The sequence below is a fragment of the Pseudomonas germanica genome, from assembly GCF_019614655.1.
GTDB classification, from domain to species: domain Bacteria; phylum Pseudomonadota; class Gammaproteobacteria; order Pseudomonadales; family Pseudomonadaceae; genus Aquipseudomonas; species Aquipseudomonas neuropathica.
On the sequence record NZ_CP071586.1, the window covers coordinates 3,069,052 to 3,088,260 of the forward strand.

The 19,209-nt window shown below is 58.3% G+C and carries 18 protein-coding genes; 8 read left to right on the top strand and 10 right to left on the bottom strand.

All coding sequences use genetic code 11. From position 1 onward, the window contains the following. Nucleotide 1 precedes the first annotated feature (1 nt). Together J0G10_RS13735 and J0G10_RS13740 are read right to left on the bottom strand one after the other, a co-directional pair. Entirely contained in the window at nt 2-961 is a 960-nt protein-coding gene (locus tag J0G10_RS13735; RefSeq protein ID WP_007913915.1) for an AAA family ATPase, read from the bottom strand. Between the two features lie 290 nt (nt 962-1,251). Further along, nucleotides 1,252-1,605 carry a hypothetical protein gene (locus tag J0G10_RS13740; RefSeq protein WP_220558689.1) on the bottom strand — a complete coding sequence of 118 codons (354 nt, stop codon included), beginning with the start codon at nt 1,603-1,605 and terminating at the stop codon, nt 1,252-1,254. 504 nt (nt 1,606-2,109) lie between these two features. Here J0G10_RS13740 and J0G10_RS13745 point away from each other — a divergent pair. Further along, nucleotides 2,110-7,005 (top strand): NAD-glutamate dehydrogenase, encoded by a 4,896-nt coding sequence (locus J0G10_RS13745; protein ID WP_220558690.1) that lies wholly within the window; start codon nt 2,110-2,112, stop codon nt 7,003-7,005. Nucleotides 7,006-7,175: 170 nt separating this feature from the next. Here the strand turns inward: J0G10_RS13745 and J0G10_RS13750 are convergent, their stop codons facing one another. The 4 genes from J0G10_RS13750 to pdxR all read right to left on the bottom strand — a co-directional run bounded on the left by J0G10_RS13750 (nt 7,176) and on the right by pdxR (nt 10,587). Then, a complete protein-coding gene (locus tag J0G10_RS13750; protein ID WP_220558691.1) occupies nt 7,176-7,889 on the bottom strand; it encodes an ATPase in 714 nt (237 codons plus the stop codon). Nucleotides 7,890-8,105: 216 nt separating this feature from the next. Continuing rightward, nucleotides 8,106-8,510, bottom strand: coding sequence for a cupin domain-containing protein (locus J0G10_RS13755; RefSeq protein ID WP_095050121.1), 405 nt, complete (start codon nt 8,508-8,510; stop codon nt 8,106-8,108). A gap of 226 nt (nt 8,511-8,736) precedes the next feature. Then, complete coding sequence (locus J0G10_RS13760) at nt 8,737-9,030, bottom strand: putative quinol monooxygenase (protein WP_095125660.1); 294 nt, start codon at nt 9,028-9,030, stop codon at nt 8,737-8,739. A 123-nt stretch (nt 9,031-9,153) separates the two neighbouring features. Next, the gene (pdxR, locus tag J0G10_RS13765; RefSeq protein ID WP_186624275.1) at nt 9,154-10,587 is read right to left on the bottom strand and encodes a MocR-like pyridoxine biosynthesis transcription factor PdxR; all 1,434 of its coding nucleotides are present in this window, start codon (nt 10,585-10,587) and stop codon (nt 9,154-9,156) included. A gap of 309 nt (nt 10,588-10,896) precedes the next feature. Between pdxR and J0G10_RS13770 the strand changes: the two genes are divergently transcribed. Next, nucleotides 10,897-11,337: a carboxymuconolactone decarboxylase family protein gene (locus tag J0G10_RS13770; RefSeq protein ID WP_095050123.1), complete on the top strand. Its 441-nt coding sequence runs from the start codon at nt 10,897-10,899 to the stop codon at nt 11,335-11,337. A gap of 182 nt (nt 11,338-11,519) precedes the next feature. Here J0G10_RS13770 and J0G10_RS13775 read toward each other — a convergent pair whose 3' ends face one another. Then, on the bottom strand, nt 11,520-11,831 hold the full coding sequence (locus J0G10_RS13775; RefSeq protein WP_220558692.1) for a hypothetical protein: 312 nt from the start codon (nt 11,829-11,831) through the stop codon (nt 11,520-11,522). Between the two features lie 207 nt (nt 11,832-12,038). Between J0G10_RS13775 and J0G10_RS13780 the strand changes: the two genes are divergently transcribed. From J0G10_RS13780 to J0G10_RS13790, 3 genes are read left to right on the top strand one after another with little or no spacing between them, the layout of a single operon-like run. Further along, nucleotides 12,039-12,704 carry a secretin and TonB N-terminal domain-containing protein gene (locus J0G10_RS13780; RefSeq protein WP_220558855.1) on the top strand — a complete coding sequence of 222 codons (666 nt, stop codon included), beginning with the start codon at nt 12,039-12,041 and terminating at the stop codon, nt 12,702-12,704. After that, the gene (locus J0G10_RS13785; RefSeq protein ID WP_007913935.1) at nt 12,701-13,252 is read left to right on the top strand and encodes an RNA polymerase sigma factor; all 552 of its coding nucleotides are present in this window, start codon (nt 12,701-12,703) and stop codon (nt 13,250-13,252) included. The genes J0G10_RS13780 and J0G10_RS13785 overlap by 4 nt, the downstream gene beginning before the upstream one ends. Nucleotides 13,253-13,283: 31 nt before the next feature. After that, a complete protein-coding gene (locus J0G10_RS13790) occupies nt 13,284-14,222 on the top strand; it encodes a FecR family protein (RefSeq protein WP_220558693.1) in 939 nt (312 codons plus the stop codon). Between the two features lie 739 nt (nt 14,223-14,961). On the opposite strand, the gene J0G10_RS13795 is transcribed toward J0G10_RS13790, so the two are convergent. Together J0G10_RS13795 and gspH are read right to left on the bottom strand one after the other, a co-directional pair. Further along, complete coding sequence (locus J0G10_RS13795) at nt 14,962-15,570, bottom strand: prepilin-type N-terminal cleavage/methylation domain-containing protein (protein ID WP_122843706.1); 609 nt, start codon at nt 15,568-15,570, stop codon at nt 14,962-14,964. Beyond that, on the bottom strand, nt 15,567-16,013 hold the full coding sequence (gene gspH / locus J0G10_RS13800) for a type II secretion system minor pseudopilin GspH (protein WP_007913940.1): 447 nt from the start codon (nt 16,011-16,013) through the stop codon (nt 15,567-15,569). Before gspH ends, J0G10_RS13795 begins: the two co-directional genes overlap by 4 nt. A 120-nt stretch (nt 16,014-16,133) precedes the next feature. On the opposite strand from gspH, the gene J0G10_RS13805 reads away from it, so the two are divergent. The 3 genes from J0G10_RS13805 (at nt 16,134) to J0G10_RS13815 (ending at nt 18,516) form a co-directional block, all read left to right on the top strand. Beyond that, nucleotides 16,134-16,565, top strand: coding sequence for a type II secretion system protein N (locus J0G10_RS13805; protein WP_220558694.1), 432 nt, complete (start codon nt 16,134-16,136; stop codon nt 16,563-16,565). 236 nt (nt 16,566-16,801) lie between these two features. Beyond that, nucleotides 16,802-17,944: a toll/interleukin-1 receptor domain-containing protein gene (locus tag J0G10_RS13810; protein ID WP_220558695.1), complete on the top strand. Its 1,143-nt coding sequence runs from the start codon at nt 16,802-16,804 to the stop codon at nt 17,942-17,944. Nucleotides 17,945-17,946: 2 nt separating this feature from the next. Further along, complete coding sequence (locus J0G10_RS13815) at nt 17,947-18,516, top strand: SLOG domain-containing protein (RefSeq protein ID WP_220558696.1); 570 nt, start codon at nt 17,947-17,949, stop codon at nt 18,514-18,516. A gap of 159 nt (nt 18,517-18,675) precedes the next feature. Here the strand turns inward: J0G10_RS13815 and J0G10_RS29975 are convergent, their stop codons facing one another. Beyond that, the gene (locus J0G10_RS29975) at nt 18,676-19,035 is read right to left on the bottom strand and encodes a uracil-DNA glycosylase (RefSeq protein ID WP_245398044.1); all 360 of its coding nucleotides are present in this window, start codon (nt 19,033-19,035) and stop codon (nt 18,676-18,678) included. Nucleotides 19,036-19,209: the final 174 nt, after the last annotated feature.

The following is a 19,209-nucleotide window of genomic DNA, read 5'->3' on the forward strand; positions in this document are numbered from 1 at the left end:
GTCAAGCGACGGCTACGACGTCGAGAATCCGCTGCACCACCCGATCCTGATCGATGCCGGCGGCTTCGGCTTCAAACGACAAAATGATGCGGTGACGCAACACATCGAACAGCACCGCCTGGATGTCTTCCGGGCTGACGAAGTCGCGACCGGCCAGCCAGGCGTGGGCGCGGGCACAACGGTCGAGAGCAATCGAGCCGCGCGGGCTGGCGCCATAGGCGATCCACTCGGCCATTTCCGGGTCGAACTTGGCCGGGTTGCGCGTGGCCATGACCAGTTGCACGAGGTATTCCTCCACGGCGTCGGCCATGTACAGACCGAGGATTTCCTTGCGCGCGGCGAAGATCGCCTGTTGGCTGACGCGGCGTTCGGGTTTGGTTTCACCGTTCAACGCTTCGCCACGAGCCTGCTGCAGGATACGGCGTTCGACGGCAGCGTCCGGGAAACCGATTTTCACGTGCATCAGAAAACGGTCGAGCTGTGCTTCCGGCAGCGGATACGTGCCTTCCTGCTCGATCGGGTTTTGCGTGGCCATTACCAGAAACAGCGGCGACAACTCGTAAGTGCTGCGACCGACACTGACCTGACGCTCGGCCATGGCTTCGAGCAGCGCCGATTGCACTTTGGCCGGGGCACGGTTGATTTCGTCCGCCAGCACCAGGTTGTGGAAGATCGGCCCTTGCTGGAACACGAAACTGCCGGTTTCCGGGCGATAGATTTCGGTGCCGGTGATGTCGGCCGGCAGCAGGTCAGGGGTGAACTGAATGCGATGGAACTGGGCTTCGATGCCCTCGGCGAGTTCTTTGATCGCTTTGGTCTTGGCCAGACCCGGCGCACCCTCGACCAGCATGTGGCCGTCGGCGAGCAGGGCGATGAGCAAACGCTCGATGAGTTTTTCCTGGCCGAGAATCTGCGTTGAAAGAAAGGTTCGCAGCGCCAGCAGCGCTTCACGATGTTCCATCGGTGACTGTTCCTGGAAAGGGGTGGCCACAGGCGTTCGGATAACGCTAGGGCTGGGGGCGTTACTTTAATCCATCGCGGGGGGTGGCGACTAACGGCATTTTGCGCAAAGTGCGGGAAATGACTGGGGGAATTGTTGGGTTTTTGTAGTGGGGGAGTGTTGAGGTGGCTGTTCTGGCCTCATCGCTGGCAAGCCAGCTCCCACAGGTTCAGCGTTGTGCATGCGAATTGTGCAACACATCGATCACTGTGGGAGCTGGCTTGCCAGCGATGAGGCCAGTCTGGACGCCATCAAACTTCGTTAATGAAGGTACCCGTCCCATCAAGGATATTCGTCAGGGTCTCGACCACCTCATCCATATCCACCATGTCCGGGTTAAAGCTGATCTCCAGCACATCATCCCCGTTCAGCGCATCGGCATCCGCCGCCGCAATCTCGATCTTCAACAGATTCGAACTCAGGGTGACTTTCACCCCGTCCAGCGTCGAAGGTTCGCCATCCAGAGTGATCTCCAGCTCATCCTCATCCGGGTAGCGGCTCATCAGGAACATGTCGCCCTTGTCGCTGTGGCAGCAGAGCATTGCCATGTTGTCTTCTTCGTCATCGCACGGGTTGACGATCAGTAGGGCGGTGGTCATTTGCATGGTCAATTCCTGCCTCGAGGGGCGTGTTGGTCGCTAATGGGCGCGATTCTGCCAGTCCTCGGGAATTTCTGCATGTGAGAGTGTCAGAGGATGTGTCGTGAACGCGACATGGATCAATGGTCATTTCTGGCACGCATGTACCGTAAAAACGGGCATTCAGACCGGCATTTTCCACCACGACTGCTAGTGTTTACCGGTGCCAGACCCTCGGTTTACGTGCCAATGACCGAATATGTCGCAGCACCGCAAGCAGACACATTGTCGCACCCTTTAAGCTGCGCAACGGATGAGCACCCGTAAAGGCATTGTCGGCACCGCTGGCAGTCGCTTTTGCAGATGCTCATTCTATGGAAGGTGAATGTGACCTGAGTGTCCCGTCCAGCTTCACCCACCTGTCCCCCTGTTTCCTCTGCCCGAGAATCAGGAACAGGGCGACACAAGCCCCGAAAGGGGTGTTGCACGCGACGCTTTCCATCAATAACAAGCTTAAGCGGAGTACCACAGATGGCGTTCTTCACCGCAGCCAGCAAAGCCGACTTCCAGCACCAACTGCAAGCGGCACTGGCGCAGCACATCAGTGAACAGGCACTGCCACAAGTGGCGCTGTTCGCTGAACAATTCTTCGGCATCATTTCTTTGGACGAGCTGACTCAACGTCGCCTCTCCGACCTCGCTGGCTGTACTCTTTCCGCGTGGCGCCTGCTTGAGCGCTTCGATCACGCGCAACCGCAAGTGCGCGTCTACAACCCTGATTACGAGCGTCATGGCTGGCAGTCGACCCACACCGCGGTCGAAGTCCTGCACCACGACCTGCCATTTCTGGTCGACTCGGTTCGTACTGAACTGAACCGCCGCGGCTACAGTATCCACACCCTGCAAACCACCGTGCTCAGCGTGCGTCGTGGCAGCAAGGGCGAGTTGCTGGAAATCCTGCCGAAAGGCACCCAGGGCGACGGCATTCTGCAAGAGTCGTTGATGTACCTGGAAATCGACCGCTGCGCCAACGCGGCCGAACTGAATGTGCTGAGCAAAGAGCTGGAACAGGTTCTCGGTGAAGTCCGCGTCGCGGTCGCCGATTTCGAGCCGATGAAAGCCAAGGTGCAGGAAATCCTCACCAAACTCGACAACAGCGCCTTCGCCGTCGATGCCGACGAAAAGAACGAAATCAAAAGCTTCCTGGAATGGCTGGTGGGCAACCACTTCACCTTCCTCGGCTATGAAGAATTCGTGGTCACCGATCAGGCCGATGGCGGCCATATCGAGTACGACCAGAACTCCTTCCTCGGCCTGACCAAACTGCTGCGCACCGGCCTGACCTACGAAGACCTGCGCATCGAAGACTACGCCGTTGCCTACCTGCGCGAACCGACCCTGCTGTCGTTCGCCAAGGCTGCGCACCCAAGCCGTGTACACCGTCCGGCTTACCCGGATTACGTGTCGATCCGTGAAATCGACGCCGACGGCAAAGTCATCAAAGAACACCGTTTCATGGGCCTGTACACCTCCTCGGTGTATGGCGAGAGCGTGCGGGTCATCCCGTTCATCCGCCGCAAGGTCGAAGAAATCGAAACGCGCTCCGGCTTCCAGTCCAAGGCTCACCTGGGCAAGGAACTGGCGCAGGTGCTTGAAGTGCTGCCGCGTGATGACCTGTTCCAGACCCCGGTCGACGAACTGTTCACCACCGTGATGTCGATCGTGCAAATCCAGGAACGCAACAAGATCCGCGTGTTCCTGCGCAAAGACCCGTACGGGCGTTTCTGCTACTGCCTGGCCTACGTGCCGCGCGACATCTATTCCACCGAAGTTCGCCAGAAGATCCAGCAAGTGCTGATGGAGCGCCTGAAGGCCTCCGATTGCGAATTCTGGACATTCTTCTCTGAGTCGGTACTGGCGCGCGTGCAGTTGATCCTGCGTGTCGACCCGAAAAACCGTCTCGACATCGACACCGTGCTGCTGGAAAAAGAAGTCGTACAAGCGTGCCGCAGCTGGCAGGACGACTACGCCGCACTGACCGTCGAAAGCTTCGGCGAAGCCCACGGCACCAACGTACTGGCGGACTTCCCGAAAGGCTTCCCGGCCGGCTACCGCGAGCGTTTCGCTGCGCATTCGGCCGTGGTCGACATGCAGCACCTGCTGAGCCTCAACGAAAAAAATCCGCTGGTGATGAGCTTCTATCAGCCGCTCGGTCAGGTCTCCGGCCAGCGCGAGCTGCATTGCAAGCTGTACCACGCCGACACGCCGCTGGCGCTGTCCGACGTCTTGCCGATCCTGGAAAACCTCGGCCTGCGCGTACTGGGCGAATTCCCGTACCGTCTGCGTCACACCAATGGCCGCGAGTTCTGGATCCACGACTTCGCGTTCACTGCCGCTGAAGGCCTCGACCTCGACATCCAGCAACTCAACGACACCCTGCAGGACGCGTTCGTCCACATCGTTCGCGGCGACGCCGAAAACGATGCGTTCAACCGTCTGGTACTGACCGCCGGCCTGCCATGGCGCGACGTCGCGCTGCTGCGTGCTTACGCGCGTTACCTGAAGCAGATTCGTCTGGGCTTCGACCTGGGTTACATCGCCAGCACCCTGAACAACCACACCGACATCGCTCGCGAACTGACCCGGTTGTTCAAGACCCGCTTCTATCTGGCGCGCAAACTCAGCGACGACGATCTGGAAGACAAGCAACTGCGTCTGGAACAAGCGATTCTGACCGCACTGGACGACGTCCAGGTGCTCAACGAAGACCGCATCCTGCGTCGTTACCTCGACCTGATCAAAGCCACCCTGCGGACCAACTTCTATCAGACTGACGCCAACGGCCAGAACAAGTCGTACTTCAGCTTCAAGTTCAACCCGCACGCGATCCCTGAACTGCCGAAGCCAGTGCCGAAGTTCGAAATCTTCGTCTACTCGCCACGCGTTGAAGGCGTGCACCTGCGCTTCGGTAACGTCGCTCGTGGTGGTCTGCGCTGGTCCGACCGTGAAGAAGACTTCCGTACCGAAGTCCTCGGCCTGGTAAAAGCCCAGCAAGTGAAGAACTCGGTCATCGTGCCAGTGGGTGCGAAGGGCGGCTTCCTGCCGCGTCGCCTGCCACTGGGCGGCAGCCGTGACGAGATCGCGGCCGAGGGCATCGCCTGCTACCGCATCTTCATTTCCGGTCTGTTAGACATCACCGACAACCTGAAAGACGGCGCGCTGGTACCGCCATTGAACGTGGTTCGCCACGACGATGACGACCCGTACCTGGTAGTAGCAGCGGACAAGGGCACTGCGACCTTCTCCGACATCGCCAACGGCATCGCCATCGACTACGGCTTCTGGCTGGGTGACGCGTTTGCGTCCGGTGGTTCGGCCGGTTACGACCACAAGAAAATGGGCATTACCGCCAAAGGCGCGTGGGTTGGCGTACAACGCCACTTCCGCGAGCGCGGCATCAATGTTCAGGAAGACAGTATCACTGTTGTCGGCGTCGGCGACATGGCCGGTGACGTGTTCGGTAACGGCCTGTTGATGTCCGACAAGCTGCAACTGGTCGCTGCCTTCAACCACATGCACATCTTCATCGACCCGAACCCGAACCCGGCGACCAGCTTCGTCGAGCGTCAGCGCATGTTCGACCTGCCGCGTTCGGCCTGGACCGACTACGACACCAGCATCATGTCCGAAGGTGGCGGTATCTTCTCGCGCAGCGCGAAGAGCATCGCGATCTCCCCGCAGATGCAGGAACGCTTCGACATCAAGGCTGACAAGCTGACCCCGACCGAACTGCTGAACGCCTTGCTCAAGGCACCGGTGGATCTGCTGTGGAACGGCGGTATCGGTACTTATGTGAAAGCGAGCACCGAGAGCCACGCCGATGTCGGCGACAAGGCCAACGATGCACTGCGCGTGAACGGCAACGAGCTGCGCTGCAAAGTCGTGGGCGAGGGCGGTAACCTCGGCATGACCCAACTGGGTCGAGTGGAGTTTGGTCTGAATGGCGGCGGTTCCAACACCGACTTCATCGACAACGCCGGTGGCGTGGACTGCTCCGACCACGAAGTGAACATCAAGATCCTGCTGAACGAAGTGGTTCAGGCCGGTGACATGACCGATAAGCAACGCAACCAGTTGCTGGCGAGCATGACCGACGAAGTCGGCAACCTGGTGCTGGGCAACAACTACAAGCAGACTCAGGCCCTGTCCCTGGCGGCGCGCCGTGCCTACGAACGCATCGCTGAGTACAAGCGTCTGATGGGTGATCTGGAAGGCCGTGGCAAGCTGGACCGTGCCATCGAGTTCCTGCCGACCGAAGAGCAGATCAACGAGCGCATTGCCGAAGGCCACGGTCTGACCCGTCCTGAGCTGTCGGTACTGATCTCGTACAGCAAGATCGACCTCAAAGAGCAGCTGTTGGGCTCCTTGGTGCCGGACGACGACTACCTGACCCGCGACATGGAAACGGCGTTCCCGCCGACCCTGGTCAGCAAGTTCTCCGAAGCCATGCGTCGTCACCGTCTGAAGCGCGAGATCGTCAGCACCCAGATCGCCAACGACCTGGTCAACCACATGGGCATCACCTTCGTTCAACGACTCAAAGAGTCGACCGGCATGAGCCCGGCGAATGTGGCCGGTGCTTACGTGATCGTGCGTGACATCTTCCACCTCCCGCACTGGTTCCGTCAGATCGAAGCGCTGGACTACCAAGTCAGCGCTGACGTGCAGTTGGAGCTGATGGACGAGCTGATGCGTCTGGGTCGCCGCGCTACGCGCTGGTTCCTGCGTGCCCGCCGTAACGAGCAGAACGCTGCCCGTGACACCGCGCACTTCGGTCCGCACCTGAAAGAGCTGGGTTTGAAGCTCGACGAACTGCTGAGCGGCGAAATCCGCGAAAACTGGCAGGCGCGTTATCAGGCTTACGTCGAAGCCGGTGTGCCGGAGTTGCTGGCGCGTATGGTGGCGGGCACCTCGCACCTGTACACCTTGCTGCCGATCATCGAAGCGTCCGACGTGACCGGACAGAACCCTGCCGAAGTGGCCAAGGCCTACTTCGCCGTGGGCAGTGCGCTGGACATCACCTGGTACCTGCAACAGATCAGCGCGCTGCCGGTTGAAAACAACTGGCAAGCCCTGGCCCGTGAAGCGTTCCGTGATGACGTCGACTGGCAGCAACGGGCGATCACCATCTCCGTCCTGCAACAGGGCGACGGCACTCAAGACGTGGAAGCACGTCTGGCGCTGTGGATGGAACAGCACGAAAGCATGATCTCGCGCTGGCGCGCCATGCTGGTGGAAATCCGCGCTGCGAGCGGCACGGATTACGCCATGTATGCAGTGGCGAACCGTGAACTGCTGGACCTGGCGTTGAGTGGGCAAGCGGTCGTGCCTGCGGCTGCTGCGAATGCCGAGCTTGAATTGGCATAAGTAAGCGCTGAATGAAAAAGCCCCGGTATCGTGAGATGCCGGGGTTTTTTTCTGTCTGAGAGGTTTGTGGTGGCTGTTCCGGCCTCATCGCTGGCAAGCCAGCTCCCACAAGGATCGGGTGCACCACGATACCTGTGGGAGCTGGCTTGCCAGCGATGAGGCCCATACATTCAATACAACTTCTGACCTTGTTTACTATCCAGCATCGACACTTTATCTGCAGGCCCCGCGACCAAATTGTTGAGCGACTGGTCAAACTTCTGCAACGCCCGAACTTGCACATCCTGCTGCTGATTAATATCCGCCACTATCTCTTCCGACCGTTTGAAGTCCGCCCACACTGGCGTCAATTCCCGTGCATCCGAACCTTTCGCCGTACCGATATAGTTCAGCTGCGCATCATAAAAATCGGCACTGACGTCGGCCTTGATGTCGGAACTGCGCGAAGTGATCAACTGGCTGTGAGTGTCGACAATCGCCACCACATCAGGCTTGGCTGCACGCAGGCTTTGCATGTCTGGATACACCGTTACCGAGCCGAATTGGCGTTGCAGGGACGCGTTGACCCATTTCACCGCCATGTCTGGTTTCGAGCTGGCGACATAGGCGTCGTGGATCGGCTGCACCAGCAGGCTCTGGCCGAAACCGGTGCCGGCGTTGGCTTGATAGTCACGCAGGTATTCACGGTTGGTCTGGGTACTTGGGCTGTAGACCACGCCGAGCGATACGCCGGGACCGCTTTTTACCTGAGTGGCGCTACTGCGGCCGGTGGGATGAGGCAGCAGAGTATCGAGAGAGGAAACTGCTTTTGGGGCCGTCGGCACTGAACAGGCAGAGAGGGTTAAAACCGATATCGCCAGTACACTGGTGAACGCAAGTTTCATGGTGTTTCTCCCGTGAAACAACATCAGTCGGAAAGTTTAAAAGTCGTAAATCACGACCGTTAATTCAGACTAAACCCGTCAACCTGACAATTTGCTGAGCTAACAACAGTTGATTAGGTTCATTTGCTGTAACCCGGCGCGGTTAATTGCCCCGGGAAATAAAAAGGCCCAAATCAACGATTTGAGCCTTTTTATTTATGGCTGGTTAAACAGCCATCAGTTTTTCAGCGGGATCAGCACTTGTTCATCCGGGGCCAGCACCATGAACACCAGCAACTTGGCGGGTTTGCTTTGGCTGGCATTTTTCGACACCAGATGCTCGGAGCCGGCGGGTTCGTACCAGAACTGGCCCTTCTTGTAGGTGATCGGTTGTTCGCCCTTCACTTGGGAAATCACTTCACCTTCCAGCACGTAAGCCATCGCCGTGCCGTCGTGTTTGTGGGCGATTGAGGATTGGCCGGGTTTGTAATCAACCTCGATCATCATGGCTTTTTTGCCGGGGGCGTTTTTCAGCATCTGGTCTTGCAGGACGGTGACTTTTTCCGAGGGATCGTGGGCGAAAACGGCCGAGGTGCAGAGGCTCAGGGCGAGGGCGGCGGCGAAGAAGGGCAGGGCTTTCATGGCGGGTTACCTGTGATGATCGGGGTGTTGCTGATCACAGTAGTCCGCAGGGCGGGGCATTCAAACGGCCAATATTCGGGAAGATTGGGTGACCAATCGGCGGTTATTCAGCGTGTTTGAGTACGCCATCGCTGGCAAGCCAGCTCCCACAGGTTTTGTGTCGTTTATTAAATTATCGAACGACGCTGAACCCTGTGGGAGCTGGCTTGCCAGCGATAGCGTCAGATCAGACGATATGGAAGCTGTTGAAATCCACACTATTGGCCAGCCGACTATCGATCAGGTCAATAAACCCCTGCGCCTCGGGCCGGTTGAAATGCGCCTGCATCGCCGCTTCCGACTGCCAGCGGGCACTGACCGTCCAGCGGTGGCTGTCCTCGGGGCAGCGGTCGACCAGGTAGGAATCGCAGCCCGGCGTTTCGCGCAGGGTTTCGACGATCTTCTGCAGTTGCTTGCCCAGTTCATCCGAGCGGCCGGCGGCAGCCTGCACCTGCACCGTATTGATCACTTCGTTGGACATTGCTCACACTCCTGAATCAGGCCGGACGAATCCTGCTCATTGAGGGATAACGCCTGTGCAGAATAGGCCTGCACCCTGGGATCACCAATAACCAATCGGCGGTTAAATCTTTAGGCCAATCGCTCAGGCGACCTGCTGGAGGATGTCGCGCAGGCGATCCAGAGCGATATCGATGTCCAGGGTTTCGATGGCGCCGAAGCCGAAGTACAGGCCGTTTTTCGGCGTTTGCTGGTAATAGAAACCGTTGATCGCATACAGGCCGACTTCGACCTTTTTCGCCAGTTCGATCACCAGCGGCAGGTCGATCGGCACCTTGCAGAACACCGTCATGTGGAACCCGGCACTCGGCGGCACCGCCTGCAGCCACGGCGAAAGATCGTCGGCCATGCGCGCCAGAATGCGCTCGCGGCGTTGCGCATAAATGGTGTGGCAGCGGCGGATATGCTTGAGCAGGCAACCCTCGGCGATGAACTTGGCCAGCGCCCATTGCGGCAAGGTCGAGGCGTGTAGATCGGTGAGTTGCTTGGCGCGGATCACCGCCTCGAGGATCGCTGGCGGCAGAATCGCATAACCCAGGCGCAGCTCCGGCAGCAGGGTTTTCGAGAAGGTGCCGACGTAGGCGACGATGCCGCGCTGGTCGAGATTGAACAGCGAATCGGTCGGCCGACCTTCGTAGCGAAACTCACTGTCATAGTCGTCCTCGATGATGATCGCGCCCAACTCATGCGCGCGAGCCAACAAGGCTTCGCGGCGTGCGTGGCTCATCGGCATGCCCAGCGGGAACTGGTGCGACGGCGTGACATAGATGAGGCGGGTGCCCTCGGGAATATGTTCAACCTGAATGCCCTCGGCATCCACCGGAATCCCGACCACCTCGGCGCCATGGGTGGCGAACAGCAGACGCGCTGGCGGATAACCGGGATCTTCCATTGCCACCAGACTGCCCGGGCGGATCAGCACACGGGTGATCAGGTCCAGCGCCTGTTGCGCGCCATTGCACACGACGATGTCTTCATCCTGGCAGTTGATGCCCCGGGAAAACGCGATGTGCCGGGCAATCGCATTGCGCAGCGCCGGCAAGCCTTCGGGCAGGCTGTAGAAACCCTTGGACTGCGCCATCTGCCGCATCGCGTGAGACACGCAGCGGCGCCAGTCATCTTGCGGGAACTGGCCCTTGCTGGTGGCGCCGCCGATAAAGTCGTAGCGCAGCGAACCTTCCAGCGTCGGATGGCGCAGAAACACCGGCAGATTGCGCCAGCTCTCGATCACCTCGGCGCCGGCCAGTTCGGTGTGGCTCTGTTTGCGCTGGATCTGCGCCGGGCGCGCGTTGACGTAGGTGCCTTTGCCGATCACCCCGGTGAGAAAGTTTTCGTAGGTCAGTTGCGCGTAGGTGTCGGAAATGGTCTTGCGCGAAATGCCCAGTTGCTCGGCGAGCAGACGGCTGGGTGGCAATTGCGTGCCGGCAGCCAGACGCCCGGATTCAATGGCCCCGCGCAGTTGCTGATACAACTGACCGGCAAGATCCTTGCGGCCGTTGATCACGACGTGAAGTTCCATACCGACGAGGCTCCTGGGGCAGTTGAGTGTGCCCGCCAGATTACTCCCGTTTGTTTGCGGGGCAGTAGTTGCGTGGAGTAAAAAACTCGAATTGGTCACGTACCTTGTGGGAGCTGGCTTGCCAGCGATGAGGCCTTCGGATCCAGCAATAGTGTCAGCAGATATACCGCCATCGCTGGCAAGCCAGCTCCCACAGGGTCAGTGTGTGTCCGGATTCAGTGGTGTAGCGGTTTTCCGTGGAATTGGGGCTGTAACGCATCGCTGTCGGCGTTTACGGTGCACTCATTATTCCGTCCACCGAGAACCGCCATGTCCCCGCGCCTGGATTACTACAACGCTTCGCCCAAAGCGATGAAAGCGATGATTGCCATGGAGGCGCTGACCGCCCACCTCAGTATCGAACAGCCGCTGCTGCAATTGATCAGGATCCGCGCTTCGCAGCTCAACGGCTGTGCGTTCTGCACCGACATGCATTCAGTGGATGCGCGACGGGCCGGGGAGAGTGATCGGCGCTTGTATGCGATTGCGGTGTGGCGCGACAGTAATTTCTTCAACCCGCGCGAGCGTGCGGCGCTGGCCTGGGCGGAGGCGGTGACGTTGTTGGCGGAGAGCCGTGTGCCCGATGAGGTGTATCAGCAGGCGCGCGAGCAATTCAGCGAAGGCGAACTGGTCGACCTGACCATGGCCGTGACCACCATCAACAGTTGGAATCGCCTTGCGGTGAGCTTCCGCCAAACCCCAAGCGATTGAACCCGCCCTGATCGTTCCCACGCTCTGCGTGGGAATGATCGGTAAGCGACTGAACACCACAGGATCGTTCCCACGCTCTGCGTGGGAATGCCGCAACGGACGCTCCGCGTTCGGCTCTGGATGGGACGCGGAGCGTCCCGGGCTGCATTCCCACGCGGAGCGTAGGAACGATCGGTGGCGTGTCATTGCGGTGGGCGTTGTGGTTTCACTGATGTGCCAAAGGTATTGCCCATCCGCGTACTGGTCGCGGCCGGCGTCGCCAGTCCAACCTGATTCGGCGGCCGTTTGTTCACCGGCACATTCAGCGCCTCCTGGTTCTTTTCCGCCGCCGCGCCTTCCGGGTTGTTGCCCATCTGCTGGCTCAAACAGTCGTAATTCGGCGCCTTGTAGCCGCCGACCGTCACCTCGACACAGCCCAAGGGTTCCTCGGCATAAGCGCTCGACAGCGCCATCAACAACAGTCCGCCAAGGCTCAATCGCCACAGTGTGTTCATGCTCGCCTCCTGGCCGGCCCGACGGGGCCGCGCTATGGCTTGAGTCTAGTGCAAGCCTTGCGCAATTCCCGTGATGGTTTTTTTGCACCGCCCGTCACACCAGATTCATAAACAGCCCTCAGGATGACGATTTCCAAGGATTCGTCAGCCGTGCAGCGAGGCAATTCCACGGACGGTTTTCAGCGTTCAACGAGGCTTGTGCGCCGGATGTGTCTGGGGTGGCTGCTTGGCTGTGCGGCGGGCCACGCCATGGCCGACGCGGTGCCGGCGGACTTGCGCATGACGCTGCACATTCCGGCACAGGATCTGGCGCACGCGCTGGATCAGTACAGCCACGCTACTGGCGTTGCGGTGTTGGTCGACAGTCAGTTGAGTCGCGGTCGCCGCTCGTTGGCGGTGGACGGTGAATACACCGCCGCCGATGCCCTGCGTCGCTTGCTTGGCGGCAGTGGTTTGATGGCGCGTTATGCCCGCGACGATGCGTTTACGTTGCAAGTGGCGCAGGTCGAGGACGTGCCGGCGCCGCCGCAAAAGCAGTCGCCCGAAAGCATGGCTGTCAGCCGCAGTTACGCCACGGCGGTGCAAGCGGCAATCGAGCGCAACCTGTGCCGTTCGCCGCTGACCCGTCCGGGCAGTTATCGCGCGGTGTTGCAGGTCTGGGTCGGCCGCGACGGCTTAGTGCAGCACAACCGGTTGGTCACTTCGACCGGAGATGTACGGCGCGACAACGCGCTGGTGGAAAGTTTTCGCAACCTCAAAATCGACCGGCCGACGCCCAGCGCCTTGCGTCAGCCGGTCACGTTGCTGTTGTTACCGGAGTCGTCAGGGAAACGCATGGAATGCACCAAATGGGAAGGAGTTTCCGGGGGATGAAAGACACCGGACAAGGTTCGATGGTCCAACTGTTCCTGACGTCCTACGAGGACTTTCGGGTGCGCCTGCGCAGGCGTCTCGGTTCGGAAGATCTGGCCAACGACGTGCTACACGAAACCTACCTGCGGGTCGACCGCATGGAGACGCCGCCGAACGTCCTGCGGCCCAATGCCTACCTCTATCGCATGGCCCTGAACATCGCCGCCGACCGCCGTCAGGCCGATGCGCGCCTGCTCACCGGCGAGGAAGTTGAAGAGCTGCTGCAAATCGGCGACGAAGCCCTCGACCCGGCGCGAGTGGTCGGTGGGCAAAAGGAAATCCAGTCACTGCTCAGTGCGTTGTACGAGTTGCCCGCACGGCGCCGGAAGATCTTCATCGCGGCGCGTCTCGAAGAGGCGCCGCACCTGGAAATTTCCCAGCGTTTCGGCATTTCCACGCGCATGGTCGAGAAGGAAATCAAAGCTGCGTTGGGCTTCTGCGCTGCGAAGCTGGAAAGAAAAGTGTTTCAGCGGTTCGGTCGCGGGGCCGGAAAACCGTCTTCTGAATAGTGCCCGATCAATTCGTTGAGAATCTGCGCGTTTGAACATCTTTCGACTGACACCTGCCGAGCCATCGGCGGCCGACAATCTGCACAGCGAAGCCCGTGACTGGCTGGTCCTGCTGACCTCCGGCCGCGCCACCGTGGCCGACGCCCGCGTTCTGCGCGAATGGTGCGCACAGAGTGCCGAGCATGCCCGCGCGTTCGAAGAGGCCAAGCGGTTGTGGCAGCAGCTGCAACCGGCCGTGGAGCAAATGCAGGCGCCACGAGGGTTTGGTCGACGTGCTTTTCTCGGTGGGGCGATTGCTGCGTCGGCGGCGTTTTTGCTGGTGCGCGGGACGATTCCTGGTGGTTTTGAAGGGCTGGGCGCGGACTACATTACTGAAGTTGGCCAGCAGCGGCGTTTTGAACCTGTGCAGGGTGTGAGCCTGGAGCTGAATACCCAGACGCGGATCAACCAGCGTGCGGTGTCTGAGGGTGTGCAGGGTTTTGAGCTGGTCAGTGGTGAAGTTGAAGTGCAGACCGCGCGGTTGCCGTTGGCGATGCAGGCTGGGGGAGGGTGGTTGCGTGCGAGTCAGGGGCGTTTCAACCTGCGTAATACTGATCAGCAAGTCTGTGTGACTTGTCTTGATGGCGCGGTTGAGGTGGATGTTGAAGGTCGTAGTTTGCGGCTTGAACCGGGGCAGCAGGTGACCTACGACGCGCGGCAGGTTGGCAGTGTGCAGAGTGTCGACACGGCGGCGGTGATGAATTGGCGTCAGCAGGTTTTGGTGTTCAATGGCGCGACCCTCAGCCAAATGATCGACGAAATCAACCGCTACCGCCCCGGGATGTTGCTGCTGCTCAACCGCGAACTCGGCCAACGCCGCGTCCAGGCGCGCTTTAGCCTTGATCAGCTCGCCGGCGTTGCGCTGCTGATTCGCGATGCTTATGGCGTTAAATGCACTGAGTTGCCGGGTGGCGTTGTCGTTTTGAGTTAGTGGGTTTGACTGGGTACATATCCGTTGCTGCGGTAAAGGCCGCTTAGGGTTTCGCCCTTACGGCGACTCACTTTTTTTACAAACGCCTAAAAAAAGTAAGCAAAAAAACGCTTGCTCCTACGTACGGCCCGCTCGCTAAAGCTCGGGGTACCTTCGCTGCGGGATCCATCCGGGCGCATCGCCTACGGTTTGCTTCGCTGCACCTCCTCTCGATGCATTTGGCTGCGCCAAACGGTCGCTGCGCTCCCACCCCCGGATGAATCCCTCCACTCAGCCTTCCGACGTCGCCCGTGGATCAAGATCAAAAGCTTTCGGCGAGCTGACACTCGGCCATTGAGTGGGGGCGGCTTCGCCGCATGCTGTGCTCGCGAGTCGAAATTTTGGGAGCTGGCCTGCCAGCGGACCAATATCTACCGGCTGCACTCAGTCTTTGTGGGAGCTGGCTTGCCAGCGATGACGACCAACCAGTCAATCAACCCCTGACTGACTTCACCCAATTCCTGTGGGAGCTGGCTTGCCAGCGATGGCGACCAACCAGACAACCAACCCCTGACTGACTTCACCCAATTCCTGTGGGAGCTGGCTTGCCAGCGATGACGACCTGCCAGCCAACCAACCCCAACTGACTGCACCCAATCCCAATGTAGGAGCTGCCGGAGGCTGCGATCTTTTGATCTTCAAAGTCAAAAGATCGCAGCCTTCGGCAGCTCCTACACGGATATCCACATTGCAGCCAGTATCACTCCAGCGGCCCAATCACCTGCCGATACTTCTCAACCCCCTGCGCCGTCCCCCGACTCAACCGAATCTCCAACCCCAACGGATCCTCCCGCCGATTCCCACTCAACTGCCGCCACCCCTTATCCACCTCCCAAACCCGAACCTGCACATCACTCACATCCTGCAAAACAGCAACCCCATTCCCTGGCGCCGGCAACGGATACCGACTCCGCGCCTCAGCCACCGCCCGATACAACGTGTCACCCTTGACCCACCACCGCACCCGCTGCAACGCCCCCGGCTGATCCGCCGCCGTGCGAATGATGTCCAGACGAAAACCCTTACTGTCGCTACTGCGCACCGTCAGAGCGGGCGGGGCGCTCGGCGGCTCATCATCCACCCCAACCTTCTTCGGCTCGGTCAACTCAATCCCCGCCCGCATCTCCACATCCCGCTGCAACTGATTCAGCGCCCGCAACAAACCGTCACTCTGCTCACTGCTGGCCTGCAAATGACTGTCCGCCCGCGTCACACTGTCCAGCCCCCGCCAGGCAATCAAACTCACCACCGCCATCAACAAAATCGCGACCATCACCTCAATCAGCGTAAACCCTTGCTGGCGCTTCATTGCAGGCTGATCCTGCCACTGCCATCACGCAGCACACTCAAGCGATTCAAGCCATCCGACAACGTCAATTGCAGCGGCGGATTGATCCACTCAGCGTTCAGCACAACCTTCTGTTTCGGCTCCACCCGCACCTCCATTTTCGGACTCTGCCAGGCACGCGGCCGCAACTGCGGATCCTGCGCGAAATGATCAAACCCCTTGCCACTGTCACTGCGCCGACTAAAGCGAAACCCCTTGGCATCACTCACCCACACAATCGGCCGCCCATCCGCGCGCGCCTCCGCCTGCGCCACTTGCAGCAACTGCGCCACGCGCTCGGCATCCTTGCGCAGCAACTGCAACGGATCGGGCTTGATACTAAGGCTGATCGCCGCACTGGCGATGCCGATGATCACCAGCACCACCATCAACTCGATCAGCGTAAAACCCTGTTGCCTGTTCATCGCGCGCGCGCTCCTTTGCGTCCTGCGCCATCGTGCACGGCCAACATGTAAGGCGTGTGAAATAAAACGGAGAGAATTGCCGCGTAGGCTGACAGCAGGGATAAAAAGGAGATTCAACCCATGACCTTCACCGCACGCTTTTCCCCACCCCAAATGGTCCAGGCCCTCGCACTGCTCGCAGCGCTGGTCGGCGTGGCGACGTGGTCGTCGCTGCTGCTGACCACCGCCGAATCCCACACCCCGGCAGCGGCCCCGCAGTTGCTGGCGGCGCGCAGTGATAGCCCGGCGTTGCGGTGGTTTTCCAATCAAACGGCGCCGGTGGACATCAAGGTGAGCGGGGTGATGGCGGGGAGTCGGGGGGCGGTGGCGATACTGAGCCTGAACGATGGGCCGCCGAGGAGTTTTTTGCAGGGGGAGAAGGTTGGGCCTGGGGTGAAGTTGGTGGCGGTGGAGGGGGATGGGGTGGTGATTGAGCAGGGTGGGGAGAGGGTAAGGTTGGGGGTGGAGAGGTTGGGAGAGGGGCCAGAGTTGCCGAAGATGACTCGGCACTGATTAGCGGGGCAGAACTTACGTTCTCTTGCTGGTTAGAGTGATAGTTCAATTACCTCTACGAATGAAGGGAATGGAGAAGCGAAGTTTATTTGTGTGTTTGTTCGACGGATCACTGCTGTTCGAATCTGCGTAGCAAATTCGGGTCGATTCAGCCTGCTTGCCGATTTTCTGTTTCTTTGTTCATATGGGTAAGCATTTCGACCAACAACGTTGCCGCTGAAATCACAAGGAAGAGTATGGCCGCCCTCTACCAACTCGCAGTGCTTGGCTCACCCACGCCCGCCCAGATTTATGAACTCGAAGAAATCGTCGAATCTGCGGTTGGCATGTTCAATCTACGATTAGGCAATGAAGTTGGGTGGGAGATACGCCCGGAAGCGTTCAATCCCGACCAACAGTGCTCGTCTGCCGCGGTGTTTTTCGGTGGTGAGAGCCCTCCTCTCGGCAATATAGTCAAGCTACTGGAACGAGGCATCCCGATACTTCCAATAGCGTCCAACGTTGAGAGCGTGAACGCCGAGATTCCTGAAGTACTGCGTCCCATCAACTGTTTAGCCTATACCCCAAATGGGCCACAAAGAATCGCCACCGCGTTACTCGAGTGTGCAGGATTACTACCTCGCCAGCGCCGAGTATTTGTAAGCTACCGCCGAAGCGAGGCCCGTGAGGCAGCGTTACAACTATTCGATGCATTGTCCGCTCGATTATTCGATGTATTTCTCGATACGCATGGTATTGCACCTGCGGAGGATTTTCAGACGATGCTATGGCATCGACTTTGCGATTCCGACGTTCTGGTGATGCTTGACACACCTGGCTATTTTGAAAGCCGATGGACTAGCGCAGAGTTTGGACGGGCCTTGGCTAAAGGCATTAGCGTATTACGGGTAGGTTGGCCCGACTGCACGCCATCTTTGCGAACATCCACAGCCAGTCGTGCTGAGTTGTTAGCTGATGAAGTGGATGATGCTACAGGGCGCCTTGCAGAAAGCGCCGTAGAGCGAATCTGCTTGCAGATCGAAGAGGTTCGTAGTCAAAGCCATGCAGTGCGTTCCTTAAATTTAGTGAGTAATTTGCGTAACGCTATTCAAACTATTGGCGGACAGTTCATCGGAGTTGGGCCTAACAAGGCGGTCTATATCCAACTTCCAGACGGACGAAATGTTGTCGTTTATCCTACAGTAGGTGTTCCAACGTCGACCACGTTGCACGATGCGTCCAGCAATTCGCCAGATCAATCAGTCGCCGTTGTATACGATCATGTTGGATTACACCCCCGATGGCAGGGTCATTTAGACTGGCTTGGGCAGCACATTCGCTCTGCAAGATGGGTCAAAGCTAGCGAAGCCGGATGGCAATTTGCAGACTGGGAGGTTTAAACGTGGGTGCAATTTTTCTTTCAGCCAGCGTTCCACTTGTGAACCGGGGCTCGTATCACGAAACCGCCAATCCATTCCTAATTCAGTGTGCTGTAAGAGAACTCATTATATCCGTTATTCGTCAGCATAAAATTATTTGGGGAGGGCATCCAGCTATCACCCCCATGATCTGGAGTATATGCGAGGATTTGGGTGTTGATTATTCTGAGACAGTGATTCTGTATCAGAGCAGGTTTTTTGATGATCGTTATCCGGAAGAAAACGATCACTTTAAAAATGTTATTTTTACCGACGCAAAACCTGAAGGGTTAGATGCGAGTTTGCTGTTAATGCGAGAAAAGATGCTGTCGCGCGATGACTTAGTTGCGGCTGTCTTTATTGGCGGTATGGAAGGTGTAGTACATGAGTTTGAGCTGTTCAAGAATTTCCATCCAACAGCTAAGATTTTACCTATACCATCCCCTGGCGGCGCTGCTTTGGATTTAGCCAAGAGTCTCGGCTGTTTTTCAGGTGCGGATCTTAATGATGTGGACTTTGCACAAATATTTCATACGCATTTGGGAAATATTTAAAGCGTTGCGGATTGAAGTTTTTAAGCGGATTGGGAGGGTGGTTGCAATCCATCCTCCCATTTGCACATCCATGATTAGGTGAAATCACTAAAGATAATAGCCGTGAACGAAACGATTTTGGTTGATGGGGGAAACCTAATCTAAAGAAATCAAGTCCCATCAAAACAATGAGCCGTTACTCTTTATGGAAGGTCCGTAAAGTTCTGTGATTTGTTTTTGGAATTGTGTTTGGCCTCCATAACTTGGATGTCTCACGCAGATCACGGGCACTGAATCAATAATACGATTTGCCGCAGCCGCAGCGTCGTTACCAATCGCCACTATCCGAGATGGCCGAAGCAATGTGATGAGCTGCTGGAGTAGCTCTTCGCCTGCTTGTCTTTCACGAGCGTTGTGCTGTCTATTTGTGAACGGATCCCCTGATTTATGCGGATGTAGAGGAAAGACATTCCATAGAAAGATGCGCGCGTCAATATTTTCAAGCATTCCCCATATCACCGCAGCTGTTCGTTCGGCCATAGCATTTCCTATAGTCGGTCGCTCAGGAACCAGTTCAAGATTCCACCGTCGGGTGTGCTCAATTATGTGAACATCGTCAGTTAGGGCTAACCCTGTACGGCGCCCTCCGCGATATCCGAGGTCTCTTCCAATCCATATGGCGTCAACGGGTTCCTCAAGTGCACGACGCAACAC

Coding starts and splice junctions, on each gene's coding strand:
- pdxR (WP_186624275.1), bottom strand. CDS start 10,587: ATGGAACTTCACGTCGTGATCAACGGCCGCAAGGATCTTGCCGGTCAG.
- J0G10_RS13795 (WP_122843706.1), bottom strand. CDS start 15,570: ATGAAGCGCCAGCAAGGGTTTACGCTGATTGAGGTGATGGTCGCGATT.
- J0G10_RS13755 (WP_095050121.1), bottom strand. CDS start 8,510: ATGAAAGCCCTGCCCTTCTTCGCCGCCGCCCTCGCCCTGAGCCTCTGC.
- J0G10_RS13780 (WP_220558855.1), top strand. CDS start 12,039: ATGTGTCTGGGGTGGCTGCTTGGCTGTGCGGCGGGCCACGCCATGGCC.
- gspH (WP_007913940.1), bottom strand. CDS start 16,013: ATGAACAGGCAACAGGGTTTTACGCTGATCGAGTTGATGGTGGTGCTG.
- J0G10_RS13760 (WP_095125660.1), bottom strand. CDS start 9,030: ATGTCCAACGAAGTGATCAATACGGTGCAGGTGCAGGCTGCCGCCGGC.
- J0G10_RS13735 (WP_007913915.1), bottom strand. CDS start 961: ATGGAACATCGTGAAGCGCTGCTGGCGCTGCGAACCTTTCTTTCAACG.
- J0G10_RS13750 (WP_220558691.1), bottom strand. CDS start 7,889: ATGAAACTTGCGTTCACCAGTGTACTGGCGATATCGGTTTTAACCCTC.
- J0G10_RS13740 (WP_220558689.1), bottom strand. CDS start 1,605: ATGCAAATGACCACCGCCCTACTGATCGTCAACCCGTGCGATGACGAA.
- J0G10_RS13785 (WP_007913935.1), top strand. CDS start 12,701: ATGAAAGACACCGGACAAGGTTCGATGGTCCAACTGTTCCTGACGTCC.
- J0G10_RS13805 (WP_220558694.1), top strand. CDS start 16,134: ATGACCTTCACCGCACGCTTTTCCCCACCCCAAATGGTCCAGGCCCTC.
- J0G10_RS29975 (WP_245398044.1), bottom strand. CDS start 19,035: ATGGCCGAACGAACAGCTGCGGTGATATGGGGAATGCTTGAAAATATT.
- J0G10_RS13775 (WP_220558692.1), bottom strand. CDS start 11,831: ATGAACACACTGTGGCGATTGAGCCTTGGCGGACTGTTGTTGATGGCG.
- J0G10_RS13810 (WP_220558695.1), top strand. CDS start 16,802: ATGGCCGCCCTCTACCAACTCGCAGTGCTTGGCTCACCCACGCCCGCC.
- J0G10_RS13770 (WP_095050123.1), top strand. CDS start 10,897: ATGTCCCCGCGCCTGGATTACTACAACGCTTCGCCCAAAGCGATGAAA.
- J0G10_RS13745 (WP_220558690.1), top strand. CDS start 2,110: ATGGCGTTCTTCACCGCAGCCAGCAAAGCCGACTTCCAGCACCAACTG.